General features: G+C 25.2%; 13 protein-coding genes. 9 read left to right on the plus strand and 4 right to left on the minus strand.

All coding sequences use genetic code 11. The features are described from left to right. Positions 1 to 5: 5 nt before the first annotated feature. The 3 genes from ELQ16_RS05470 to ELQ16_RS05480 are packed head-to-tail and all read left to right on the plus strand — an operon-like array spanning position 6 to position 7,339. Entirely contained in the window at positions 6 to 2,306 is a 2,301-nt protein-coding gene (locus ELQ16_RS05470) for a translation initiation factor IF-2 (RefSeq protein ID WP_134238559.1), read from the plus strand. A gap of 1 nt (position 2,307) precedes the next feature. Beyond that, positions 2,308 to 5,598, plus strand: coding sequence for a DUF2357 domain-containing protein (locus ELQ16_RS05475; RefSeq protein WP_134238560.1), 3,291 nt, complete (start codon positions 2,308 to 2,310; stop codon positions 5,596 to 5,598). Beyond that, positions 5,588 to 7,339, plus strand: a complete 1,752-nt coding sequence (locus tag ELQ16_RS05480; RefSeq protein WP_208335070.1) for a DUF1887 family protein — start codon at positions 5,588 to 5,590, stop codon at positions 7,337 to 7,339. The genes ELQ16_RS05475 and ELQ16_RS05480 overlap by 11 nt, the downstream gene beginning before the upstream one ends. Positions 7,340 to 9,001: 1,662 nt before the next feature. Here the strand turns inward: ELQ16_RS05480 and ELQ16_RS05485 are convergent. After that, positions 9,002 to 9,424 carry a hypothetical protein gene (locus ELQ16_RS05485; RefSeq protein WP_134238562.1) on the minus strand — a complete coding sequence of 141 codons (423 nt, stop codon included), beginning with the start codon at positions 9,422 to 9,424 and terminating at the stop codon, positions 9,002 to 9,004. A gap of 697 nt (positions 9,425 to 10,121) precedes the next feature. Here ELQ16_RS05485 and relB point away from each other — a divergent pair. From relB to ELQ16_RS05500, 3 genes are all read left to right on the plus strand, one after another. Further along, on the plus strand, positions 10,122 to 10,340 hold the full coding sequence (relB, locus tag ELQ16_RS05490; protein ID WP_134238563.1) for a type II toxin-antitoxin system RelB family antitoxin: 219 nt from the start codon (positions 10,122 to 10,124) through the stop codon (positions 10,338 to 10,340). A gap of 90 nt (positions 10,341 to 10,430) precedes the next feature. Next, on the plus strand, positions 10,431 to 10,607 hold the full coding sequence (locus tag ELQ16_RS10545) for a type II toxin-antitoxin system RelE family toxin (protein ID WP_407919964.1): 177 nt from the start codon (positions 10,431 to 10,433) through the stop codon (positions 10,605 to 10,607). Positions 10,608 to 11,689: 1,082 nt separating this feature from the next. Further along, entirely contained in the window at positions 11,690 to 11,887 is a 198-nt protein-coding gene (locus tag ELQ16_RS05500) for a hypothetical protein (RefSeq protein WP_134238564.1), read from the plus strand. Between the two features lie 103 nt (positions 11,888 to 11,990). Here ELQ16_RS05500 and ELQ16_RS05505 read toward each other — a convergent pair whose 3' ends face one another. Genes ELQ16_RS05505 through ELQ16_RS05510 form a run of 3 tightly spaced genes read right to left on the minus strand, consistent with a single transcriptional unit; the run spans position 11,991 to position 13,726 of the window. Continuing rightward, the gene (locus tag ELQ16_RS05505) at positions 11,991 to 12,443 is read right to left on the minus strand and encodes an RloB domain-containing protein (RefSeq protein WP_208335075.1); all 453 of its coding nucleotides are present in this window, start codon (positions 12,441 to 12,443) and stop codon (positions 11,991 to 11,993) included. Between the two features lie 16 nt (positions 12,444 to 12,459). Continuing rightward, on the minus strand, positions 12,460 to 12,591 hold the full coding sequence (locus tag ELQ16_RS10400; RefSeq protein ID WP_279586256.1) for a hypothetical protein: 132 nt from the start codon (positions 12,589 to 12,591) through the stop codon (positions 12,460 to 12,462). Then, complete coding sequence (locus ELQ16_RS05510) at positions 12,584 to 13,726, minus strand: ATP/GTP-binding protein (protein ID WP_134238565.1); 1,143 nt, start codon at positions 13,724 to 13,726, stop codon at positions 12,584 to 12,586. Before ELQ16_RS05510 ends, ELQ16_RS10400 begins: the two co-directional genes overlap by 8 nt. A 556-nt stretch (positions 13,727 to 14,282) precedes the next feature. Here ELQ16_RS05510 and ELQ16_RS05515 point away from each other — a divergent pair. Genes ELQ16_RS05515 through drt3b form a run of 3 tightly spaced genes read left to right on the plus strand, consistent with a single transcriptional unit; the run spans position 14,283 to position 22,798 of the window. Beyond that, positions 14,283 to 19,052 (plus strand): type ISP restriction/modification enzyme, encoded by a 4,770-nt coding sequence (locus tag ELQ16_RS05515; RefSeq protein ID WP_134238566.1) that lies wholly within the window; start codon positions 14,283 to 14,285, stop codon positions 19,050 to 19,052. Continuing rightward, on the plus strand, positions 19,024 to 20,421 hold the full coding sequence (gene drt3a, locus ELQ16_RS05520) for an antiviral reverse transcriptase Drt3a (protein WP_134238567.1): 1,398 nt from the start codon (positions 19,024 to 19,026) through the stop codon (positions 20,419 to 20,421). Before ELQ16_RS05515 ends, drt3a begins: the two co-directional genes overlap by 29 nt. A gap of 1 nt (position 20,422) precedes the next feature. Then, a complete protein-coding gene (drt3b, locus tag ELQ16_RS05525; protein ID WP_134238568.1) occupies positions 20,423 to 22,798 on the plus strand; it encodes an antiviral reverse transcriptase Drt3b in 2,376 nt (791 codons plus the stop codon). Positions 22,799 to 23,747 lie beyond the last annotated feature (949 nt).

The following is a 23,747-nucleotide window of genomic DNA, read 5'->3' on the forward strand; positions in this document are numbered from 1 at the left end:
TGATTATGGAAAAGCAAGAATTAGAACAAAGAAAACAAGAATTAGAACAAAGAAAACAAGAATTAGAACAAAGAGAAAACGAACTCAGCAAAAGAGAACAAGAGCAAGAAACAAGAAAACAAAAACTAAATGAATTTTCTATTAGATTAAAAGAACAACAAGAAAAGTTAAAAAAAGAGCAAGAAGCCTTAGAGAGCGAAAAAGAAACTTATAAACAAGAGATAGAAGATAAGGTCAATTCGGAGTTTAATGTACGAGTAAATCAGGCAATAGAAAAACAAACACAAGCAATTCAAAAAGAGCAAGAAATCTTACTCAACAAACAGAAAGACTATCACACAAAAGAAATAATACTTAAGGAAAAAGAGCAGGAATTAGAGCTTAAAACGCTAGAAATTGATAATGCTAAAAAAGAGCTAAAAAATACATATGAAGCTAGACTGCAAGAAGAAATAAAAAGGAAAAAAGCAGATTTTGTTAGCAAATTGGATGCTGAATTTAATGAAAAATTTAAAGAAAAAATAGATTCACTAGAGCAAAAAAGAGAACAACTTGCAGAACAAAAAGAACAGATACAAGTAGAGCGAATAAATTTAAATGCAGAGAAAAAAGCATTTGAAGCCAGCAAACAAAAGGAATTTGAGAGATTGCAAGATAAAGTACAAGCAAGAATAGATTCGCTACAAAATAAACTTAAAACTGAACAGGAAGAAAGAGAAAAATTAGAAAATGAATATAAAATATTAAGAGAAAGCTATGGAGAGTATGAACGCTTTAAAGATAGAGATTTAATTAGCGAAAAAAATGAACTTGAACAAGAACGAAAAAGACTAGAAGTGAGATTAAAACAGGTAGAAGACGATAGAGAAGAAAGAATCAATGCGATTCAAGAGCGAGCTAATAAAAAAGAGCAGTTTTATAACAAACAGCTTGATAAAATAGAAGAGTATAATAGACTTGAATCAGAACTCAATATACTCAAGATAGAGTATGACAATCTAAATAAACAACTAAGAGAGCAAGATTATTATAAAAAGAAATATGAAGAAGCGGATGATAGATTAAAGCAATTGCAAAGCCAGTTTATGGGTAAAGAAGAGCAGATAAAACGTGAAGAAGCAATTAAGCAAGATTATGCACTCGAAATACAACTCAATAGCGAAAATAAAAACAAAGAGAATGATGAACTTAAATGGTTAGAGTATATTGAATCTAATATGAAAAAATATGGTGTGGAATATCCACGACGGCTTTTATATGCTTTCCATACCACGCTAAAAACGGCTTCTATGTCACCACTTAGCATCTTAAGCGGTGTAAGTGGTACTGGAAAATCTGAATTACCAAAGCTTTATGCTTATTTTGGTGGGTTTAACTTTTTGAGCGAGGCTGTGCAACCTACTTGGGATAGTCCTGCTTCTATGGTGGGTTTTTATAATACTATTGAGGGCAAATTTGATGCAACAAATCTTTTTAAATTTTTGGTGCAAACTTCTATAAATTCAAAGCAAGAAGATGAAAATGCACCAAATCCTTATGGGCTAAAAGAATCTATGAATCTCATTTTGCTTGATGAGTTAAATTTGGCACATATTGAATTATATTTTGCAGAATTTTTAAGTAAATTTGAAACAAAAAGAGGAAGTAATAATGTAAATTTAGATATACCTATTGGTGCTGGATTAACTATGCCAATAAAACTAGATTCAAATTTATTGTGGGTTGGGGCGATGAATGAAGATGAAACAACAAAGAGTTTAAGCGATAAAGTGCTAGATAGAGCATTTTGTCTTAATTTCCCACGCCCAAAAGAACTAGTTAGTCGTTTAGAGCTAAAAAAACTAAATGATATTTGCGAATTTAAATGGCTACCAAAGACTACCTGGGAAAGCTGGGTTAGTAAAACTCAAAAAAATATTAATTTAACAAAATATAAAGGAATTGCAGAAAAGATTAACGAAAAGCTAGCTAAAGCTCATAGGGCGATAGGGCATAGAGTGTGGCAATCTATGGAAGCTTATATGCTTCATTATCCGCTTATAGATGATAGAGAAAAAGTGTTAAAGATAGCGTTTGAAGATTCAATAGTCCAAAAAATTATGCCAAAACTAAGAGGTATGGAGTTGCATGGTGAGGAGAAAAAAGTGCTTGATGAAATTAATGATATTATTCTAAAAGAAGTGCCAAACCTAGAAAAAGATTTTAAATATGCAATGAGTAATCCCTATGGGCAATTTAAATTTAATAGTGCTTACTATTTAGATTCACAAGAGAATGCAAAATCAAAAGAGGATAAAAAGGCATAAAATGAATAATCTCTCTAAGCTTTATAAACCTGAGAATAAAGTACTTTTAGAAACAATAAGTCTTTTAAACTTTGCCATTGGTTTTGATAAAAGCATAGCAAGTTTTAAGGAGAGTGATTTATTTGGTTTTTTAGAGCGAGTGCAGAATTATGATTTTAAAAATTATGATGATTTATTTTATATACTAGATATGTTTGAAGATTCATTTTGGCATATCTCGCAGTACATATCATCACAGATAAGGCGTACGCATGTGGTAATGCCGATATCTAGAGCCAAAGAGCTAGATAGTAAAAGTATAGGATGGATAGCTAGACAAAATGGTATTACTATACAACAAAAACTAGCTCAAGGCAAAGTGCTAGGTGTGAAGCGATATGGTTTTAGAGATAATCCTGAGAATCGTGTATTAAAAATAGTACTGATGCGATTGGTGGCAATAGCTGAATTTCGGGCGTTTGATGAAGGGTTGCGTAATAAAATAGTACAATTTATTAGAAATAATCTCAATGAAGTTAATCATAAAGCGCAAATTACCCCTAATAATATTTTACTACATCACAAGCATTATGCAAAATTTTATAAAATATATAAATGGCTTAATCATTTAGAACATGTAATGAGTGATTTTCAATCTTTTAAAAGGAATGTAAATATTACTAGAGAAAATCTAAAAAAATTTATTGCTTTATCGTTGTTGCATAAAAATACAAATGTAAGAATTTTGCCAAGCGATTTAAGTTATAGTCAAAAAGATTATAGTGTGCACTTTGAAACTAAATGGCTATTAGATTGCGATATAGAGAAATATCTAAATAGTGAGAATGATTTAAAAAGTTTTAAAAATAAATGTTTGAATTTTATAGAAACAAATAATGCATTAAAGCACATTGCGCCACCACCGGATAAAATCAATAGCAGTAAGAGTAAAATATTTATAGATATTTTTAGGCTTTATCCGATGCTTTATGTGAATTCAAAATACATTGCTATGCCATTATTGTTAAAGCAAAAAATTAATAACAAAATAATTAATGCTAATCATACAAAGATAATTGATATGAATAATCCATTTTATACATTAGCAGAAAGTTTATTGTTAAAAAATAGTGAAGTATTTAATGTATTTTTGCGTGATATTAAAGAATTTGTAGGCGAATCTAATATACTTTATTATATTTTACCTGATTATATTAATGTATTTGATTTTAATGATAAGCACAAAAGCATAAGAGCATATTTTAATCAAGCTTTTTTTATTAATAAATCTATTTTAGCAGCTGCTAAAATGTTATTTAATGGAGAATTAAAAGAGAAAGATACATTATTATATTTTCAAAAAAATAATATGGAAGAGATTTATGTGACACCAATTTTAGTGCGGTATAAGGATGAGTTAAAAGAAAGTAAAAGCAAAGGATTATACTTAGAAAAACATCCTAGTAAACAATATAAAAATAACATCAAGAATAAAGATAAAATTGTGCAAAAACTATTAAAAAAGTGTTTACAAAATGGAGTAAAAGCGTTAGTTCAAAATAATATTAAGTATTATAAAAATAATAGAATTTATGATATACCCAAATTACCAAAAGAAGAAGTAAATAATGATATACATGAAGTAAAGCTACTTTATAAAAACTCTCATGATTTATTCAAATCAGATATAAAGATTATACAAGATGATCCAAAAGAAAATTTAGAGTACTATAAAGAGCTAATAGAACAAAAAGAAAATGGTTTTATATTATGGGGGGAAAAATTACCAAAACTGGATATGGGTGTTAGTGATGGTATTAAAGATGAAAAATTTAATTTAGTTAATGATAATGATGAGTTAGATTTTAAAAATGAAATTTGCATAAAAGATCAATTTATTATTCCTGCGAATGCAGAAAAAATAATTGCCCCATTATTCCTAGAAGACAAAAATATAAATTATTCCATGGTTTTAGAATCTGATATGATGCCATTTAAAGAAGAAGTAAGATGTAGATTAACTTTGCAATATAGCTATGATGATGAAAACATTTATACACTTATTTTTAGACCACTTGATGGAAATTTACAACAAATGCAAGCAAAATGGCACAAGGGTGTAATGAAGCAAATACGAAAAGATATGTCTCATATATATCCGCCATATCCACCTATAAAAAGAATCGATGAATTGCAGCACTATCCCAAAAAAGATGGTTCAGGAGAAAATAATTTATTTGAATGGGTGGAAACAAGTATAAAGAATATACAACAATTGACGCCAAAAAAAGTGCAAGCTACTGTTTATAGTATTAAAAAAGACTATTGTTTTGCAAAAGATGTGTTGCGCCATGAAGTAATTTGTTACAAAGATCAATTTATCAATCAAACAGAATGGGAAAATATAAAGGAGGGAGATGGGATATTTTTAATAAAAGAAGAAACTAAAAAAGGATACAAAGGTGAGTTAATATCTACTAGAAACACTCATATACAATTATCTCCAGAAAAAATCAAACAAGCCACAAAGATTTTATATAGTATGCGTTTTCCTATGATTAGCATTTTTAATGGACACTCATTAAGAGCTGATGATATGCCAAATTCTTTTCGCACCAACATCTCTAATTTCATAGAATTTATGGACAATAAAAATATAAATGATGACACATTAAAAAATGAGTTTTTATTGTTTTGTAGCATGATGCATGATTGCTCGCCTATTGGACAATATCTGGTGGATAATTTTAAAGATATTAAAAATCATAGACTGCTAGCATATTCTATAGGTGATGCCAAGCAACCTTGGCAGGAAAAAATACTGCAGTTAGTATTTGAAGATAAATTTATCAAACAAATTCCTATACTTGCTATCAGTCTATGGCGAAGTGAAAATTTGGTATTTGATAAAATACACAACGATAAAATACATACACTAATCAACGAATCGATACAATGGATGAACAACATCAAAACTCCAGTCTATCAACCAAAAGATAGTAAAATATTTTTAGTAACACCGTTATTAGTAAATATACTAGAAGTATTACTATCATTACTACGACTTCGCCAAAAAGGCTTTGATATACTCAACCCTAGTGATAAAAATACCAAAGAATTAATACAAAAATTGATTGAGCTCAATGAATTCATTATGAAAAAGCAAGTCGTACTAAGAAGTTATCTAAACTTGGAAGTAAAAAAGCCCAGCGCTTATGAAAAAATGCCAAACTTAATTTATGCTTTAATTTCGCTAATCAAAGGTGAAAATAGCGATTCAATCAAAATAATAGGAGTAAATGATGGAACTTAAACTTACAATCATTAATCGTGCCGTGCCAGGTAGTGGTAAGACTACAGCTCTAAAAACCATAGAGGATGCCTTAGATGAATACGGTGTAGATACAAAAAGTGATTTTAAGGTTCACTCTACAGATGAATTTTTCATGGTTGGAGATAAATATGTCTTTGACATAGCAAAACTCAACGATTATCATAAAGAGAATTTGGAGAATTTCAAAGAAAGTCTGATAATGGGTGTAAAAATTGTAATTTGTGATAATACAAATTTATTGCCTTGGCAGTGTAAAGCCTATACGGACTTGGCTAGATTGTATGACTACAAGATAGTTTTTTTAAACATAGAACCAAAGAGTTTAGAAGAGCATATGGAAACACAAAAAGTAACAGTGCAAAATCCTTCTGCACATAATGTCTCGCAAGATATTTTGGAGCGTAATATAAAGGATTGGAGAATTTATAATGATTTATTGGATAAAAATACGCCTATAAACCCAATAAGGCATAGACATTATGTATGGGATAGAGAAAATAAATGCAGAAAAGATGTTGGAGTAACAGAGCATTTTGATACTGATTTTGTTATCTCACTCCCATCTTGGTGGGATAAAGAGATTATTAAAAATCGTCTTAGAGAGATTATTAAAAGCATAGGTAAATATGATTGTATCTTTCATACCTGTGGAAATGAAAAAATGCCACTTGTATGGGCATTAAGAGGGTTAAATGCTGAGGATAATACAATGTGTATTCTGATACACGGAAAAGACCATAAAGAAATAATTGGTGTAGCACAAAAGTTTACACAAAATGCTAAAATTTATAATATTGAGGTAGATGTTTTTAATCTCCAAGAAATTAAAAATAGAATAAAGGATTTTATAGAAAAACATAATTTGATGAGTAAAAAGATAGCCTTTAATCTAACAGGAGGAACAAAAATTATGCTTTTGGCTGGATTAAGTGTAGCAACAGAACTGAAAAAGAAAGCATTTTATATAGATACGAATCAGAATCTATATTCATTAAATGACAATATATTAAAAGAAAGGATACGGCCACTATCTAGGGTAAGTGATTTTTTAAAAGCTAATACACAAGGACTAGAAATTATACAAGATACTGATATGAATAAAATAAAAAGTAAGATAGGTGCAACTCGCCTATTATTTGACAATAAAGATAAAATACGTGAGTTATATAAAAGATTGTACGAATATATAGACTTTGAGACATTTAAAAGTAAAAATTTTGATATCCAAATTGATTCTTTGTGTGTTAGTTTGAATAATAAAAATTTGATATTGAAAGATAAACATCAAAGTGTAACTATAAATGGAGATGTGGATGAGCTTGTTGCTTATATTATAGGTGGATGGTTTGAAGAATATGTCTACTTAGAGCTTTTGCCATTGGTTGAACAAGGTATTATTTATGATTTGCAGATAAATACAAAGTTAAGAAATAAAACCCTTGCAAAATATCGACATAGAGATTATCAAGAGTTTGATATATTATTTACAGATGGATATAAACTTTTTGCTATAGAATGTAAAAGTGGCGCCATAAAAGCAGAACATATAGAGAAGTTAAGCCATATTAAACGACAATATGGAGAGCTTGGTGTAATTTGTATTTTGATTGCATTATATATGCCTCACCATCCAACAACTAAAAAGAAAATTAAAGATAGTAATTTCAATGTAGTTAATGACGACTATGCCAAAAATATAGTGAAGTTAATCAGCGGTTAAAGCTTTAAAAAAGAAGCTTTGTTCTTTAGATAAGCTAAATTAAGTCTGCAAATAGATTTAATTTAGCTCATATTTTTCTATAAATAAAGATCTCGTTGTAATATTCATAAGCAACAATTATATAAGTTTTTTGAATTTGTAAATGTCTACAAGCATTTGGAGTAAGGAAATTATAAAGGAATAGTAAGTGGATAATAAAGCTGTAAAATAAGTATTTCCTTATTTATTGTGGATTTTTTTCTTAATATACTAAAAACCTTGATTTTATAGATTATTTAAGATAAAGCTTAGTTATATTTTTACTTTACCTTGCTTGGCGGTTTTACTTTAAATAATTCCAAAAGTTTTTTGCTAGATAATTTTATTGTTAATAAGCATAATGAATTCATTGCAATGATCACTAAAAAACACTCTATGTTATTATTGCAAACTAGAATTCTTGATGCGGCTATAGCGACTATCCAGCATTTAATAAAAATAATAGAATTAATGAAGACATATTCTCTAAAGAAGATTATTGTGATTATGACTTGGTATTATTAACTGTGCAGTTTTAAAAATGAAACCATTGGATTAATGTCTATTTTCTCCAAGGTAGTTACTGATAAAGAAGAGAATATGTTGCCTATTGTATTTAATCAAAACATCAGTAGTTCTCATTCATTCCCACAGAAAACTTAAACAAAAATTGTGCATCACAACCACCTAAATTCTTTTAAATATGTATATTCAAGAGTTTTGTATCGGCACATAAAGATGTTTTTAGCCTCAAAAGAAGTATTGTTTAAGGAATCATTTTTTAAATCTTGAAAGTATAATAAAAATTTTTTCTATAAGTAAAGTTCAAGTTTCATACCTTAATAGTACAGAATGCTGATTGGAGAGTGTATTCAAGAGTCAGTAGAGGTATCCATGAAAATGAAAAATCCGATGCTGTTGTTTTTTATGAAATAAAAAGAAGTGAAAGAAAAATTGTTAGAGTTCAACTGTATTTTAACAACAGAAAAATAAAATACGATTCCGAACATTTACAAGACGATTTTAAATTACTTAAGAATAATCTTTAAAAAATATATGGAAAATTTATTGTGCAAGGTTTCACAATGGATACGAAATTCGCATAAAATTCTATTTTAATAATGAGGGTTTGATTTGTAAATGGTTTGAATAATAAAATACATATTTTTTAATTTGTCAAAAGATTTCAATTTGTGATAATTAAAATCTTTCAAAAGTACTTACTTATTAGATTTAGCAAGAATTTGAAATAAAAGTTTTAGTAGCTATGTTAAAAGATGAAATTAAGACATTGATTAAAAAAGAAATAAATACGCTGAATAAATTACTAGTATAGTATATTTTCATCCAATATTAAACATCCTGCTTCAATTTCAAATTATGCTTCTCAATATGGAGCAGGTAGTAATGTAGGAAAAACACAATAGCAAGTCCTAATGCTTTAAATAAAGAATTTGTGGTAATACTTTACTAAATCATAATCTAAATTAAGAGCAGGTTAATACTAGAGCAACAAATATGAAAAATAGTACTGATATGCCAAATACTAAAGATATCAAAGAAGTTGTCTCTAGTTCTAATATAAATAAAAAAGGTTAAAGGCGAGAAATGGAATATTTTTCCATTTCTTTTAAAATTTAACTTTTAATCTTTATAAAGCCCTTGAGCAAAACTAAGTGGATTAAGAGCGTCGGTTGGATAAGAGTTGCCAGTGTCATTTTTTTTAAAATTTTGATTATATTCATAGTCTTTATAATCACTTAAAGGGGTATTTTTGGATATTTTTAAAACTCCAATAAGCACTAAACAAAAAACAATTGATATAAAAGCAATCATAGACAAAAAAACAATTTCAGAATATGATAACCTATCTATGAATGTTACAAATTTTTCTTTTATTATATTTGTGGTATTCATTGTATCTACCATACTTAACAACAAAGACAAAGCTAAAACAATAGCAACTAATAATGCTGTAATTATCTTTGCATTTAAACTCAAACCTTTTTTTCTTACCACATTTTCCATAATTTCAACCTCTTGTTTTTGATTTTCTAATTTTCCCATATATATATTTATACTTCTTTTAACTCTAAATAAATCATACTTAATTACATTAGCAACAGCACTTAATCTAATTTCCTCATTATCGTGAGCTGCGAAATTTCTAGTATCATTTATTCTTTTTAAATCTTTTTTGTCAAATAAAGATAAGATTTCATCATCAGCACTTTCTTTGATTTTTTTAAAGCTTTCACTGATTTTAATTAGAGAAACAAAAATAAATCTTTGTGCATTTTCATCGTGTAATGTTTTTAATACATTCTCATCTTTGATTTGCTGATAAATTAAATTAATCTCATTTGCAATTTTTTATAATCTTTTTATGTTCTCTAATCTTATTTCATTTGATATTTAAATTCCTTTACATTTAATATTAAAATTATACAAAATTTACAATAAAAATCAAGTTTTTAGTGCTTTTAAATGCCTATTTTATAGTATTTTGCAAGGGTTTTTATATTTTACATTTTTGTCCTTTATAAAGTTTATTTTAAGTGCTTTTTAAGCATATTTTTTACACATAAAAGTCCTTTATATATCCCCCAAATGTCCTTTATAAAGTCTTTTTTATAAGCATTAAATATTGATAATTAGTATTTATTCTGTTTTATAATTTAATTTGTTAATTTTAACTTTAAAATTAATATTGGTAAGTTAAAAATGTGTTATAATGTATTACAAATAATACAAAGGTAAAATCATGAGAACAATATCGTTAAGAATTAGTGATCAAGAAGATATTTTACTAAAAGAATATCTAGCAATTAATAATTTGCAATTATCAAAATTTATAAGAGATACTATTTTAGAAAAAATAGAAGATGGGTTAAATTTAGATGAAAATAAAATTTTAATTTCACTCAAAGAAGCTAAAAAAGATAATATTTATAGCTTTGAAGAAGTATTTAAAAATGTATGAGATAAAATTCTCAAGTAGCGCCAAAAAATCAATTGAAAAACTTGATCAGCAAGTAGCAAGGATTATTAGAGCTGGATTATTAAAAATTTAATAGAATCAGATAATTCAAAAAAATTAGCAAAAGAACTTAAGGGTAATTTAAAAGGTATTTATAGATTTAGAGTGGGTAATTATAGAATGCTTGCTGAAATTAATGATAATGAATTATTTATTTTTGTATTCGAAATAGGGCATCGAAGAGAAATATATAAGAAATTTAAAAAATAAATTTCTCAACTACACATTAAGTCATTTATATCACTATAAAAATAAAAAAAAGGAAAACACTATGGAAAAATTATCCCAAGAAGAAATACAAAAAGCTATGAGAGAATGTGTAGTAAGTTCTTAACGAGGAACAAAAAATACTTGGTGTAAGAAAGGATCTAGACCATATTTTGTTGCAACACCAAGATAATATTTTATTTCTGTTTTATTACTCCCAACTTATAGAGCGTGTTAAGCTAAAACCTAAAGATTAGCTTTTACTTTCGTTAGTGTATTTATCGTTAAAATAATGAGCTACTAAAACCAATGTGCCAAAAATAAGAGTGATAGCACCAATTAAAATAGCTATATTATAACCACCCATTCTCTCTTATTTTCTTTTAAAAAAAGATCAATCTTTAAGAAAGATCGATGATAGTGCAACTATCGCCCATTTGCAAACCATAAAGACTATTTACAAATAATCCTACGCCAATAGATTCTATGAATCTTAAGATTACTTTTGCAGGTATTTTTATAAATAATGCTTTTTAAATTTTTATTTATATTGTTATTTTGCAATAAAAAATAAAAGCTAAAAGATATAAACATGCTTCTAATAATAAAATATCAAAATCAATTATTTTTATCATTATTGGTTTTTTTATCTTTATCAAAGTCATAAAATGTCACAAATATGGCAACTGCTATTGCAAAGGCTAATACAATATATTGTCCCATTTTGTTTTCCCTTTTTTTGTTATATAAATTATTAAATTAATATATTATCTAATCAACTTTAAAAATACAATATTATTTTTTAATTATAATATTTCAAAGATCTATCTTTTATCAACTTTGTATTATATCCATAGTTGTTTTGTTGATATTTTTGATATTTATGAAATCTACAAATTTCTACTAAGAATAGTTTAAATAATATATTTGCAGAAAAAATTGTTTATAAGTTATAAAGTCTATTTTTGATATATTCTTTATATTATTAGCTTAGGATTTTTAATGGGTGTAAGCGAAAATACTTTTGAAATTATCTTAGAAAAATTAAAATAAGCAAAATTAAATAATAAAACAAAAGGATAGATATGTTTAAAAACGAAGAATATATAAAGCAGAGAAAAGCATTATGGATAAAAAGTTTTGAGGCTTTTAAAGATGATGAAGAATTTCACAAAGAACAGTTAGAGTTTGCCGAAGCAGGAATAAATGATGGATTTGAGGAAGATCAATTATATAAATTAAACCAAAATTGCAAAAATAAGACAAAACAAACTTACTCATAAATATTTAAATTGTTTTAGCTAAAAAAACCAATTTTAGATATTATTGATTAATCTGTATATAATCACAATATAAAAAAAGAAGCAGAGTTTTTATAATATTATTTTAAATACCATTATATTGTTCTAGTAATTTTCTAAAATAATATAGATTACTTTGAGTTAGATTATTTAGTGAATTTTTATCAATCTCACACTGATCATTGCAAAAAACAGCGATATTGCAAAAATACTTTTCAGCATTTTCTATACATCCACCTTTATTTAATATTTGAGAATATAAATCGTTAGTAGATGATTTAAAATTCTTACTATCGCTATATCCTAATTTTTTATAAAAATTTGTTTTATTATTTTTACTATTATCTACAAAATGAAATCTAAGCCAATCTTCAAAATCATCAAGAGTAAGAAATAAATGTATATCTTTTGACTTTTTTATATGTTTTATAAGTTTTTCTAAAATTTTTAACTCACTAATATCGCTTTTTGCTCTATCTAGATCCATTACAATAATAAGCTTATCAATATAAGGTGCTTTTTCTATTTTATAAAGAATGTTTTTATATGAATTATTATTTTTTAAATTTTTTTACATCTATTTTAACATTATCATAATTTAGATATTTAAAAAGGGAATTAAAATAATCTTCTTCTGTTTTTACCTTCGCACCAAATCTGTATACTGGGCTTTGTTTTTTATTCATCATAAAGCCCTTTTAAATAATCAATATATGCTTTTTTCTTTTCGCTTCTAATGTCATAATCGTAGTAAGTTCTTATCTTACTCTCTAGGTGTTGATCTTTTTGAATTAAAAATATTTGTTGTGAATTTAAAAAACTAACATCAAATAATAAAACATTATGAGATGAAATAATTAATTGTCCATTATGGTTTTCATCTGTATTAATAAGATTGTTAAATATAAGTATTAGCGCCAAAGTGCTTATTGAAGAATCTAATTCATCAATGAAAACAATTTTTCCTTCCTTGATAATTTGGGTTATTTTATCTGCAAAATATACTATTTTTTTAATACCTTCTGATTCTATTTGATAATTAAATTTCTTTCCATTGCGAACAAAAAAGATTTCGTATATATTCTTTCCATCTTTTTCATACTTTTTAAACTCAAAATCTTTTATAGTTTTATCTAGCAATTGAAAAATTTCCAAAATACTTTCTTTGTGTTCTAAAAAATATTTCTTTTTATTTTCTTCAAATTCAAAATTATATTTTTTTGAATAATTACTATTCATATAAACTTCAATATTGTTTATAAGATTTACAAATATTTCTTTTTGCTCTATTTCAAAATCTTTTAATAAGTAAAATATATTTTCACTAAGATTTCTTGAAAAAAATGACTCTAATAGCTTATTATCTTCTTTACTGTAAATATTAAAAATAGCCTTATCATTCTCAAATTCATATATAATTTTATTATTTTTCAAAAAAGATTCTTTTAGGATATATTTTTTATCAAACTCTATCGAATATGTAAAAATATCTTTATTGTTATTAGATAACTCAATACTTAATTTTATAGAATTTGAATTTTCATTAAAGGCATTGTCTGTTAAATGCTCTCTTAGGGTATGAGAAAAGCCATATTTAATTATATTTAGTAAAATTTTTACGCCTATAAAAAAGTTAGTTTTTCCGCTAGTATTCTTTCCAAAAAAAACTGCTGATTTCATAGGTTTCCCAGCTTGTGATAAATTAAAATTATACTCATATTTTGTATTTTTCAACTTACTTTTTGGCTTTGCTGTAAAATCAACAATTTGTGTTTCTATTCCAAAAGAATATAGACCAGATATTTCTATTTTTCTTAACATAATATTTTCCTTTTGTGTTATTATAAAGCATTGATAGTTAATATAAACATAAAATATGTTTATATTTAAATATATAGTTTTAAAGTCTGTTTTGATATTTTTTATAATATTCACTAAAGAATTAAAGCTATAAAAATGAATTAATAAAAATACATTCTTAATCAAGGTAAAAAATAAACAACTTAGCAAATTTCAATATTACACTTCATAGGCATATAAAATATTCGTATAAAACTAAATCCACAAAAATATATTTGCTCTTAATGATTTAAATGAAACATTCAATAAATATATTTTGAAATATTGTTAAGAATAAAATAAGTTATTATGAAGCCCTTTGAAATTAATATAATAATTATGGCTTCAAAGAAAACTAAAGCATAAAAACTGTATAAGAAGATATCTCTATAAAGAAAACACTACTGATCCCATAAGCTTTCTAGTGGGTATAATATCCATTTATAATTACACAAAATAAAAATACAAAACTTTTATATTTATAAGTTACAAAGTTAATTTTTGATATATTCTTTATATTATTAGCTTAGGAGTTTTAATGAGTGCAAACGAAACTACTTTTGAAATCATCTTAGAAAAATTAAAAAAAGCAAATTTAAACACTAGATCGAAGGGATCTATGTTTGAAAAACTTTCAAAACATCTTTTAAAAGAAAAAGATACAGCAAATATTTATAAAAATATTTATCTTTGGGATGAATGGGATAAAAAAGATGGGCAAGATCGTGGTATAGATCTAATCATTCAAACAAAAGACGATGATTATATTGCAGTTCAATGTAAATTTTATGAAAATTCAAAAGTAGATTTTAAAGATTTAAGTACTTATTTTAGCAAGTTGCAAAGTGGAATAGGGGAGATTAAATTTAGTAAAGGCATTATTATAAGTGCTAGCGATCTCACTCAAAACGCTAAAAAAGAGATGGAGCAAATTTTAAAAAACACACCTATAGAATTGATCACTTTAGAAGATTTTTTAAGCTCAAACATAAGTTGGGATAAATTTGATCCAAATAATTCTTTAGAACTACCAATTACTGCAAAGAAAAAACCAAGAGAACATCAAATACAAGCCATAAATAACACAAAAGAATATTTTGCAAACAAAAATAACACAAGAGGCAAGCTTATCATGGCTTGTGGTACTGGGAAAACTTTTACATCTTTAAAAATTATAGAAGAAATTACTCCTAAAAATTCCATTGTTTTATTTTTAGCTCCTAGTATAGCTTTAGTAGGGCAAACATTTAGAGAATATTGCAAAGAGAAAACTGATGATTTTGTTGCTTCTATTGTATGCTCAGATAGTAAATCAGGTAAAAGCATTGAAGATGATATAGATATTTTAGAATTGCCCATTCCTGCTTCTACTGATACACAAAGCATTAAAAAAGCTTACGATATAGCTAAAAAAGACAACAAAAGATTTATCATCTTTTCTACTTATCAAAGTGTTGAAAAAATCATGCAAGCTCAAAAACAAAACGATCTAGATGAGATTGATCTAATCATTTGTGATGAAGCTCACAGAAGTGTAGGAAATTTATATTCAGGTAAGGAAAAAGATAAACTAAATACTTTTACTCTATGCCATAGTGATGAAAACATCAAAGCAAAAAAAAGAATTTACATGAGTGCTACTCCAAAGATTTACTCTAGTTCTCAAAAAAGCAAAGCTTTGGAAAGTGATAATGAAGTATTTTCTATGGATGATGAAGAAATTTTTGGAGATGAAATTTATAGTATTAATTTTAGAGAAGCAGTTGAAAAAGGCTTACTCACCGATTATAAAGTTATTATTTTAGCTATCAAACAAGAAGGTATTGCAAACATAGCAAATACAGCCATAGCAAAATTAAAAGATGAGAAAAATGTAGATGAAAAATATGTAGATATAGACTTTGTATCTAAAATCATAGGTACGCATAAAGGTTTAGCAAGAAATGATTTAGTTGCTCTTGATGAAAATAACCAAATAGATAATGACTTTTTAGAAGAAATGGATAGTAATATTTCAAGAAGAGTTATAAATTTTTGCAAAAGCATAAGAGATTCTAAAAATATAACCAATTCTTTTAAAATTATTATGCAATGTTATGATGAAGCATTAAAAAAAGATTCTTTTAAAAATCTTGATATAAACATAGATCATGTTGATGGAACTATGAACTCCAATATAAGATTAAATAAACTAAATAATCTCAACTCCCCAAAAGAAAATACTTGTAATATACTAAGCAATGCAAGATGTTTAAGTGAAGGTGTGGATGTACCTGCTTTAGATAGTGTAGTATTTTTTGATGGAAGAAATTCTATGGTAGATATAATCCAATCAGTGGGTAGAGTAATGAGAAAAGCTCCAAATAAAAAAACAGGTTATATCATACTGCCTTTAGCATTAAGTGAGAATGAGCTTTCAAATTTAGATGAGGCTATAAAAAATACCAATTTTTTAAATATATGGAATATCTTAAAAGCCCTAAGAAGTCACGATGATACCTTAGTAGATGAGGCTGTATTTAAAGAAAAGATCAAAATAGCTGTGGCTGATTATGTGGCAGATGAAAGCTCAAATAATACAGATAAAAACTATGAGCCAAGCTTGTTTGATAGCTTTACCTTAAGTGAGCTTGCAAACACGATGTATAATGCCATACCAACTAAACTTGGTGATAAAGGTTATTGGCAAAGCTTTAGTGCAAAAACAGCTAAAATAGTAGAAAAATTAAATATAAGATTAAATGCTATCTTTAAAGATCATCCTGAAATTTTAGAAGAATTTTTAACTTCCTTAAAAGAAAATATTCATCCAAATATCAAAGAAGATGAAGCCATAGATATGATATGCTCTCACATTATAACTAAACCTATATTTGATGTTTTGTTTGATAAGAATATGGATGATAATCCTATAGGAAAAGCTCTTGATAAAGTAAATCAAAAGTTAAATACCTTTGGTTTAGATGATGAAGAAACAAGATCTTTAAAAGCTTTATATAAAAACGTAGAAGAAAATGTAAAATTAGCAAAAAGTCAAAAAAGCAAACAAGAACTCATTAAAAACTTATACGATACCTTCTTTAGATCAGCTTTTAAAAAACAAGCTGAAAAATTAGGCATAGTTTATACTCCTATACAAGTGGTTGATTTTATACTTCATTCTGTTAATGAGCTTTTAAAAAGACATTTTAATACAGATTTTAACGATGAAAATGTAAAAATCTTTGATCCATTCACTGGTACAGGAAGTTTTATCACAAGATTATTAAGTAAAGAAAATGATTTAATTAGTGATGAAAATTTCAAAAACAAATACGAAAAAGCAATTTTTGCTCAAGATATTATTTTGCTTGCTTATTATATAGCGCTTATTAATATCACTCAAACGGGCAATGAAAGAATAAATACTTTAGATAAATTTAAAAATATAGCCTTAGCTGATAGTCTTGATTATCTAGATAAAAAAATACAAGATAATGGTTTATTTGCTTTAGAATTTAAAGATTTAGAAGAAAATAAAAAGATCAAAGACTTAATAGTCAATGAAAAAATCAAAGTTATTATAGGCAATCCTCCTTATTCAGCTGGAGCAAGTAGTGCAAATGATAATAATGCAAACATTTCTCACCCAAATTTAGAAAAACGCATCAAAAACACTTATGGTAAAGAATCAAGTGCAAACTTAGCTAAAAATACTAGAGATACACTAATCCAAGCTTTGCGTATGGCAAGCGATAAAATAGAAGATAATGGCATTATAAGCTTTGTAGTAAATGGAGGCTTTATAGATGCAACAAGTGCTGATGGCTTTAGAAAATGCGTAGCTAAAGAATTTAGTGATATTTATATTTTAAATTTAAGAGGAAATCAAAGAACTTCAGGTGAAACTTCAAGAAAAGAAGGTGGAAAAATATTTGATAGTGGCTCAAGAGCAAGTGTAGCTATAGTATTTTTTATAAAAGATACAAATGCTAAAACAAATAAAATTCACTATTATGATATAGGAGATTATCTAGATAGACAAACTAAGCTTGATAAATTAGAAAATTTTAAAAGTGTATTAAATGTGCCTTTTATAAATATAATCCCAAATGAAAAAGGCGATTGGATCAATCAAAGAGGAGGGGACTTTGATAATTTAATGCCTTTAAAAAGCGATAAAAATGAATATGGAATTTTTGCTATAAATGCCACAGGTATAGCAACAAATCGTGATAGCTGGGCTTATAATTTTTCCAAAGAAAAGCTTGCAAATTCTATGCAAAAATGCATAGCTACTTATAATGAAGACTTAGCTAAATTTGATCATCAAGCATTTTTAGAAAAAAATAAAAATGTTAAAAAATCAGAACTTTATAAAGAGTTAAGAGATGAAGATATAACCATAGATGAAACTAAAATTTCTTGGACTGCTGGTCTGAAACAAAATTTTATAAATAATGAAAAAATTAAAGAATTTAATCAAGAAAATATAAGAATTAGTTTTTATCGTCCCTTTACTAAAGAATATCTTTACTGGGATAAAACTTGGAATGAAAGACAATCTCAATTTTCAAAGTTATTTTCTAAAAATACAGATGAGAATTTGTTGATAAATATCTCACTAAAAAGTTATAATTTTTCAGCTTTAATTTGCAATTTATTAAGTAGCTTAGATTATATAACACACACTCAAGCTTTTCCGCTTTATTTTTACCAAGAAAATGGAAGTAAAGAATACGCTATAAGTGATTTTGCTTTAGATGAATTTAAAAAACAATTAAAAGATGAAACTATAAACAAAGAAGATATATTTTATTATATCTATGCGATATTTCATCATAAAAGTTATTTGGAAAAATATAAATTTGAACTTTCAAAAGAAGCTCCAAGAATACCTATAAGTAAAGATTTTAAAAACTTAAGCATTTTGGGTAAAAAACTAGCCATTTTACATTTAAACTATGAAAATAATGAAATGTTTAAAGAAGTAGAATTTAAAGATGGAGTTTTGGCTGATACAGACAATGATGAGTTTTATAAAGTCACCAAGATGAAAAAACTAGGAAATGATATTTTTTATAATCACAATATCACTATAAAAAATATACCAAATATTGCTTATGAATATAAAATCAATGGCAAAAGTGCGATTGATTGGATTATCGATAGATACCAAATAAGCATAGATAAAAAAAGTTTAATAGAAAATAATCCAAATGATTATCAAGGTGGTAAATATATCTATGAACTTCTTTTAAAAATCATTGATTTATCTATAAAAAGCGTTGATTTGATAGATGAGATTAGTAAAATGGAGTGGGAGTGAAAATGCAAATAAATACAGGTTCTTCATTATGAGTTTAGAAAATGAAATTTTTTCACACATGAAGATTTTCTTTAAAATATATTTTGAAGAAAATAAAAAAGGAAATTATCTTCCTGATAAGTTTAAATGCTTTGGCGAAGTTGAAAATATCGATAAAAAAATTTCAAATCTAAAAAAAGAATTGAAAAAGAATGAAGACAAAAAAGTCAAAGAAGAAATAGGTAATTGTTATAGAAAAAAAATAGAAATTTTAAATAAATTATTTTGTGAAATACAAAATAAAATAGACAGTGAAAAACTAAATATCCACATAGATATTAAGAGTATAAAAGATAAAGATACTTATATTGTAGATACTAAAAATGAAGCTTTATTTTTTGCGTTGAAATTTGCACAAAAAGATATACAAAGATCTTTTAAGGTTAAACAATCTGATAGAAATGCAATAATCGAACAAATAAAATGTTTAATAGATGATGAAATTCCTAAATTTATTATAAGACTTGATATAAAAAATTTTTATGAAACTATACCTCATGATAAGTTAAAAAAAATAATTAAAGAAAATTATATTTTAGAGCCAACATCAAAAAAAATCATTTTTGCTATATTAAAAGAATATAGCAAATTATCCAACAATCAAAATATAGGAATCCCTAGAGGAATAGGGATTAGTGCTTATTTATCTGAACTCTATATGAGAGATTTTGATAAAAAAGTTGATAGTTTAGAAGAAGTTGTATATTATGCAAGATATGTAGATGATATTATAATAATTAGTACTTCGAACATAGAAAACAAAATTGAAAATTTATTAGAAAAAGAAACACAATTATCTTTTCATAATAGCACAAGCCAAAAAAGAAAAGTCATTGATACTTCAAAAAATGGACAGTTACATTTTGATTTTCTTGGATATGCTTTTAAAAAAAAAGAAAAAGAAAAATTATCAATTGGTTTAAGTAAAAATAAAATAAAAAAATATAAAAACAAAATAACCAAGACCATAGAATGTTACAACAAACAAAGTAAGCACAATGAAAAAAATGCTAGAAAAATGCTAGAAAAAAGACTAAAATACTTGACCGGAAACACAGCCTTAAAAGGTGTTAAAAAACATATATATACGGGTGTATTTTACTCAAATAGGTATGTTAACAATATTAGTTGTTTTCAAGGATTAGATGCTTTTTTAAAATACAAAATAAATAAAATAAATCCATATGAAAAATTAAATTTTGATTTAGAAAAGTTAAAAAGCAAAATAATACAAAAATATTCTTTTGTAAAAAATTTCGAAAGCAAAAAGATTTTTCGTTTGAAAAGTAATGATGACTTAAAAAAAATATCTTTGGCATGGAAAAGTTAATATGAAATACAAAAAATACAAAATAAGATACAAAAAAGAAAGAGTTGTTTTATCAGAAATTTTACCTTATGAAGTTCCTTTAATATTTTCAAATAAAAATTTTTATAATTTTTTATTAAAATATAAAATAGAAATAAATAATTATTTTGATAATTCTACAAATATTAAAAAAAGTTGCGAAAAAATACTAAACATACTTTTTATAGATAGAAAATTTGATGATTATACCATACCTTTTCACTTTAAAATTCCACACAAAACAAATGAATATAGAAAATTATCAATCATACATCCAGTACATCAAATCAAAGTTATGAATTTTTATGATACTTACAAACAAGCTATTTTGTATTTTTCAAGTAAAAGTGAATTTTCCATTAGAAGACCTTATAAAGTTGCTAATTTATTTTATAATAAAAATGATTTTACGAATACAAAAAACATAGATGACGAATTAAATAACAGTATAGAAATAAAACATCACAAAGAAAAATATTTTAAAAGTTTTTTTGCTTATAAAAAATATAGTCATATATATATGTTTTACGAATCATATGAGTATCAAAAAAATGAGAAATTATTTAAAAAATTATATAAATTTGACATTAGCAAGTGTTTTGATAGTATATACACACATTCTATCGCTTGGGCTATCTATGACAAAAAAACAATAAAGGATAATTTAAATAAAATTAATAATACATTTGCTGATGAATTTGATAAATTAATGCAAAATATGAATTATAAAGAAACAAATGGTGTCTTAATAGGGCCTGAATTTTCTCGTATCTTTGCTGAATTAATATTGCAAAAAATAGATAAATTAGTTCTAAATAAATTAACAGAAAATAAAATATTACACAAAAAAGACTATGTAATTTTCAGATATGTAGATGATTATTTTCTTTTTTACAATGAAGATGATGTAAAAAATTTGATAATCCAAACTTTTAATAATGAGTTACAAAAATATAAGTTTTATCTAAATGAAACTAAAATGGAAGAATTTACTAAGCCTTTTGTCACCAATATAACAATAGCTAAGAAAAAAATCAAAGATTTATTAAAAGAATTTGATTTCGATAACAACAATAAACACACAATAAGCTCGAAAGAAATGATTATCAATTTTAAAGCAATTTTAAAAGAAAATGAAATTAAATACAATGATATTTTAAATTACACTTTAGCAATCATTGATAAAAAAATAGATTTTATTAAGAAAGATATAAATAAAAATAAATATATAATTTTTGAAAATATTATAGATAATCCTAACAAAATTAACACTGAATTAATTTTAGTAAAAATGAAAAAAAAATTAAATAATATTAAGAAAAATAAAACAAAAGACATACAAAAAGATATTGAAAGTATAATGCAAACTATTGATATTCATATAAAAAAATTAAAAATGAAAAAAGATCTTGAGCATGATACACTTGAAAAAGACTTTATTGAAAGTATTAATAATTGTGAAAAAGATATTGAAGATTTAAAAGCTAGTGCTCATGAATACAAAGAAATCACTGAATATATCAATAGTAGCTTAGATGAACTTAGTATGTTAAAAGATTTTTATGAAATATATATAAATACAAAAGATAGTTTTAAAGAATCGATTAATGAATTTGATGAACTTTTTTCTTTTAATGAAAATGATGAATTTAATAATATAAAATCTTCAATTAAAAATGACTGCTTAAAAATAAAAGATAAACTTTTTGCTCATTTGAAAGAAATGTTAAAATTTGTTTTTTTTATTTATTCAGAATCAGATAAAACTTCTGCTACGGTTAAATTATCTTTAATTCTTGCTAAATTAATTAGCTTTATGAATCATAATTATTTTGATAAATATTTAAAAAACAAACTTTATAAACTTGTTTTTGATGAAATTCATCATTTATTAAAAAGAAATAAAAGCAGAAAATATTCACACAATCAAAATTTATATTTATTAATTAACTTAAAAGAGATAAAAAATTACAAAAAACTTGATTTTAATATTCTAAAAACAATTTTCTTAAGTGAAGAAATGAATTACTTTGATATTGTAATACTATTGTATTATATAGAGAATGATCCTGAATTTAAAGAGATAAAAGAACAAATCAAAGAAAAAATTATTAATAAATATAAAGATTTTAATAACAAAAATACAGAACTAACATTATTGAGTATGGATATTCTTGCTTGTCCTTTTCTTGATAAAGATTTTAAAGTAAAAATTTTAGAAAATTACAAAATTGATGAAAGGGGTTTACAAAACTATATTATAAAATTTTCCATGAAACAAAAATTTTGGTTTGTAAAATGGAAAAACGTTGATATATTAAAGGAGCTCGAAGAAAAGAAATCTTACGAAGTTTACTAATCTTATAGTATAATTCAACATACGCATTCACAGATAAATTTTCAAACACACACATATGCGAAATAAACTAGTCTGTGGTTTATTTTATAAACCTAAGAGATTTACTTTTCTTAGGTTTATTTTGTGATCGATTTGATAAATTATTATTTTTTATAAATTATTGCTATAATGTACTATCGTCACGGCAAATAAGATCCGTTCGAGCTTGTAAAAATTACACAAATAATAACTAAAACACCACTTCCTTGACATAATCTAATAAGACAAGCTCGTAAATCGATTTTAATTATTTAATGCTATTGATTTACTTTATAGTATATTTTTGATTTTAAGCTTATTTTTGTTTATATTTGGTGGTATTTAATTGCAATAAAATCTTTATAATATTTTCAAAGTCTTTAACATCTTCATTTAATAAAGTACCTTCATTTTTAGTTTCTTTAAAGACTCTTAAGACAAATTTGATACAGCCATTTTTTCTGTTAATGTGTCTTGTATCATAAGGATTTTTTAAAGAATATTTAGTGCAATTTACTACTCAAGTGTGAATTATTTTTTCTAATCTATCACTTTTGTTTTGTAAGAGTTTCATCTAGTTTTATCTCATTTTTAGAATTATCAGCGGATACAGTTTTTTTGAAAAATATATTTTTAAACACAGAATAACTTGCCTTTTTTAACAAAAATTTATAATATTTTATCATACAAAAATTACAAAATCATAACATTTTCATTTTTTAAAAAAAACACAGTAAATCTCAAAAAAACACTAAAGGTAACGAAAACATATAATATATACTTACAAAGTAATGTATAGGTGTACGATTATTTTTAACAAAAATGACAAATTTTATAAAAATCTATAAAAAATACACCAAAAATTTATCAAAATATACGAAATATATACTTTTTAGGCTAAAGGTAATGAAAATGACATATCTGCTTAGCA

The organism is Campylobacter sp. US33a (assembly GCF_004378855.1).
Classification (GTDB): Bacteria; Campylobacterota; Campylobacteria; order Campylobacterales; family Campylobacteraceae; genus Campylobacter_D.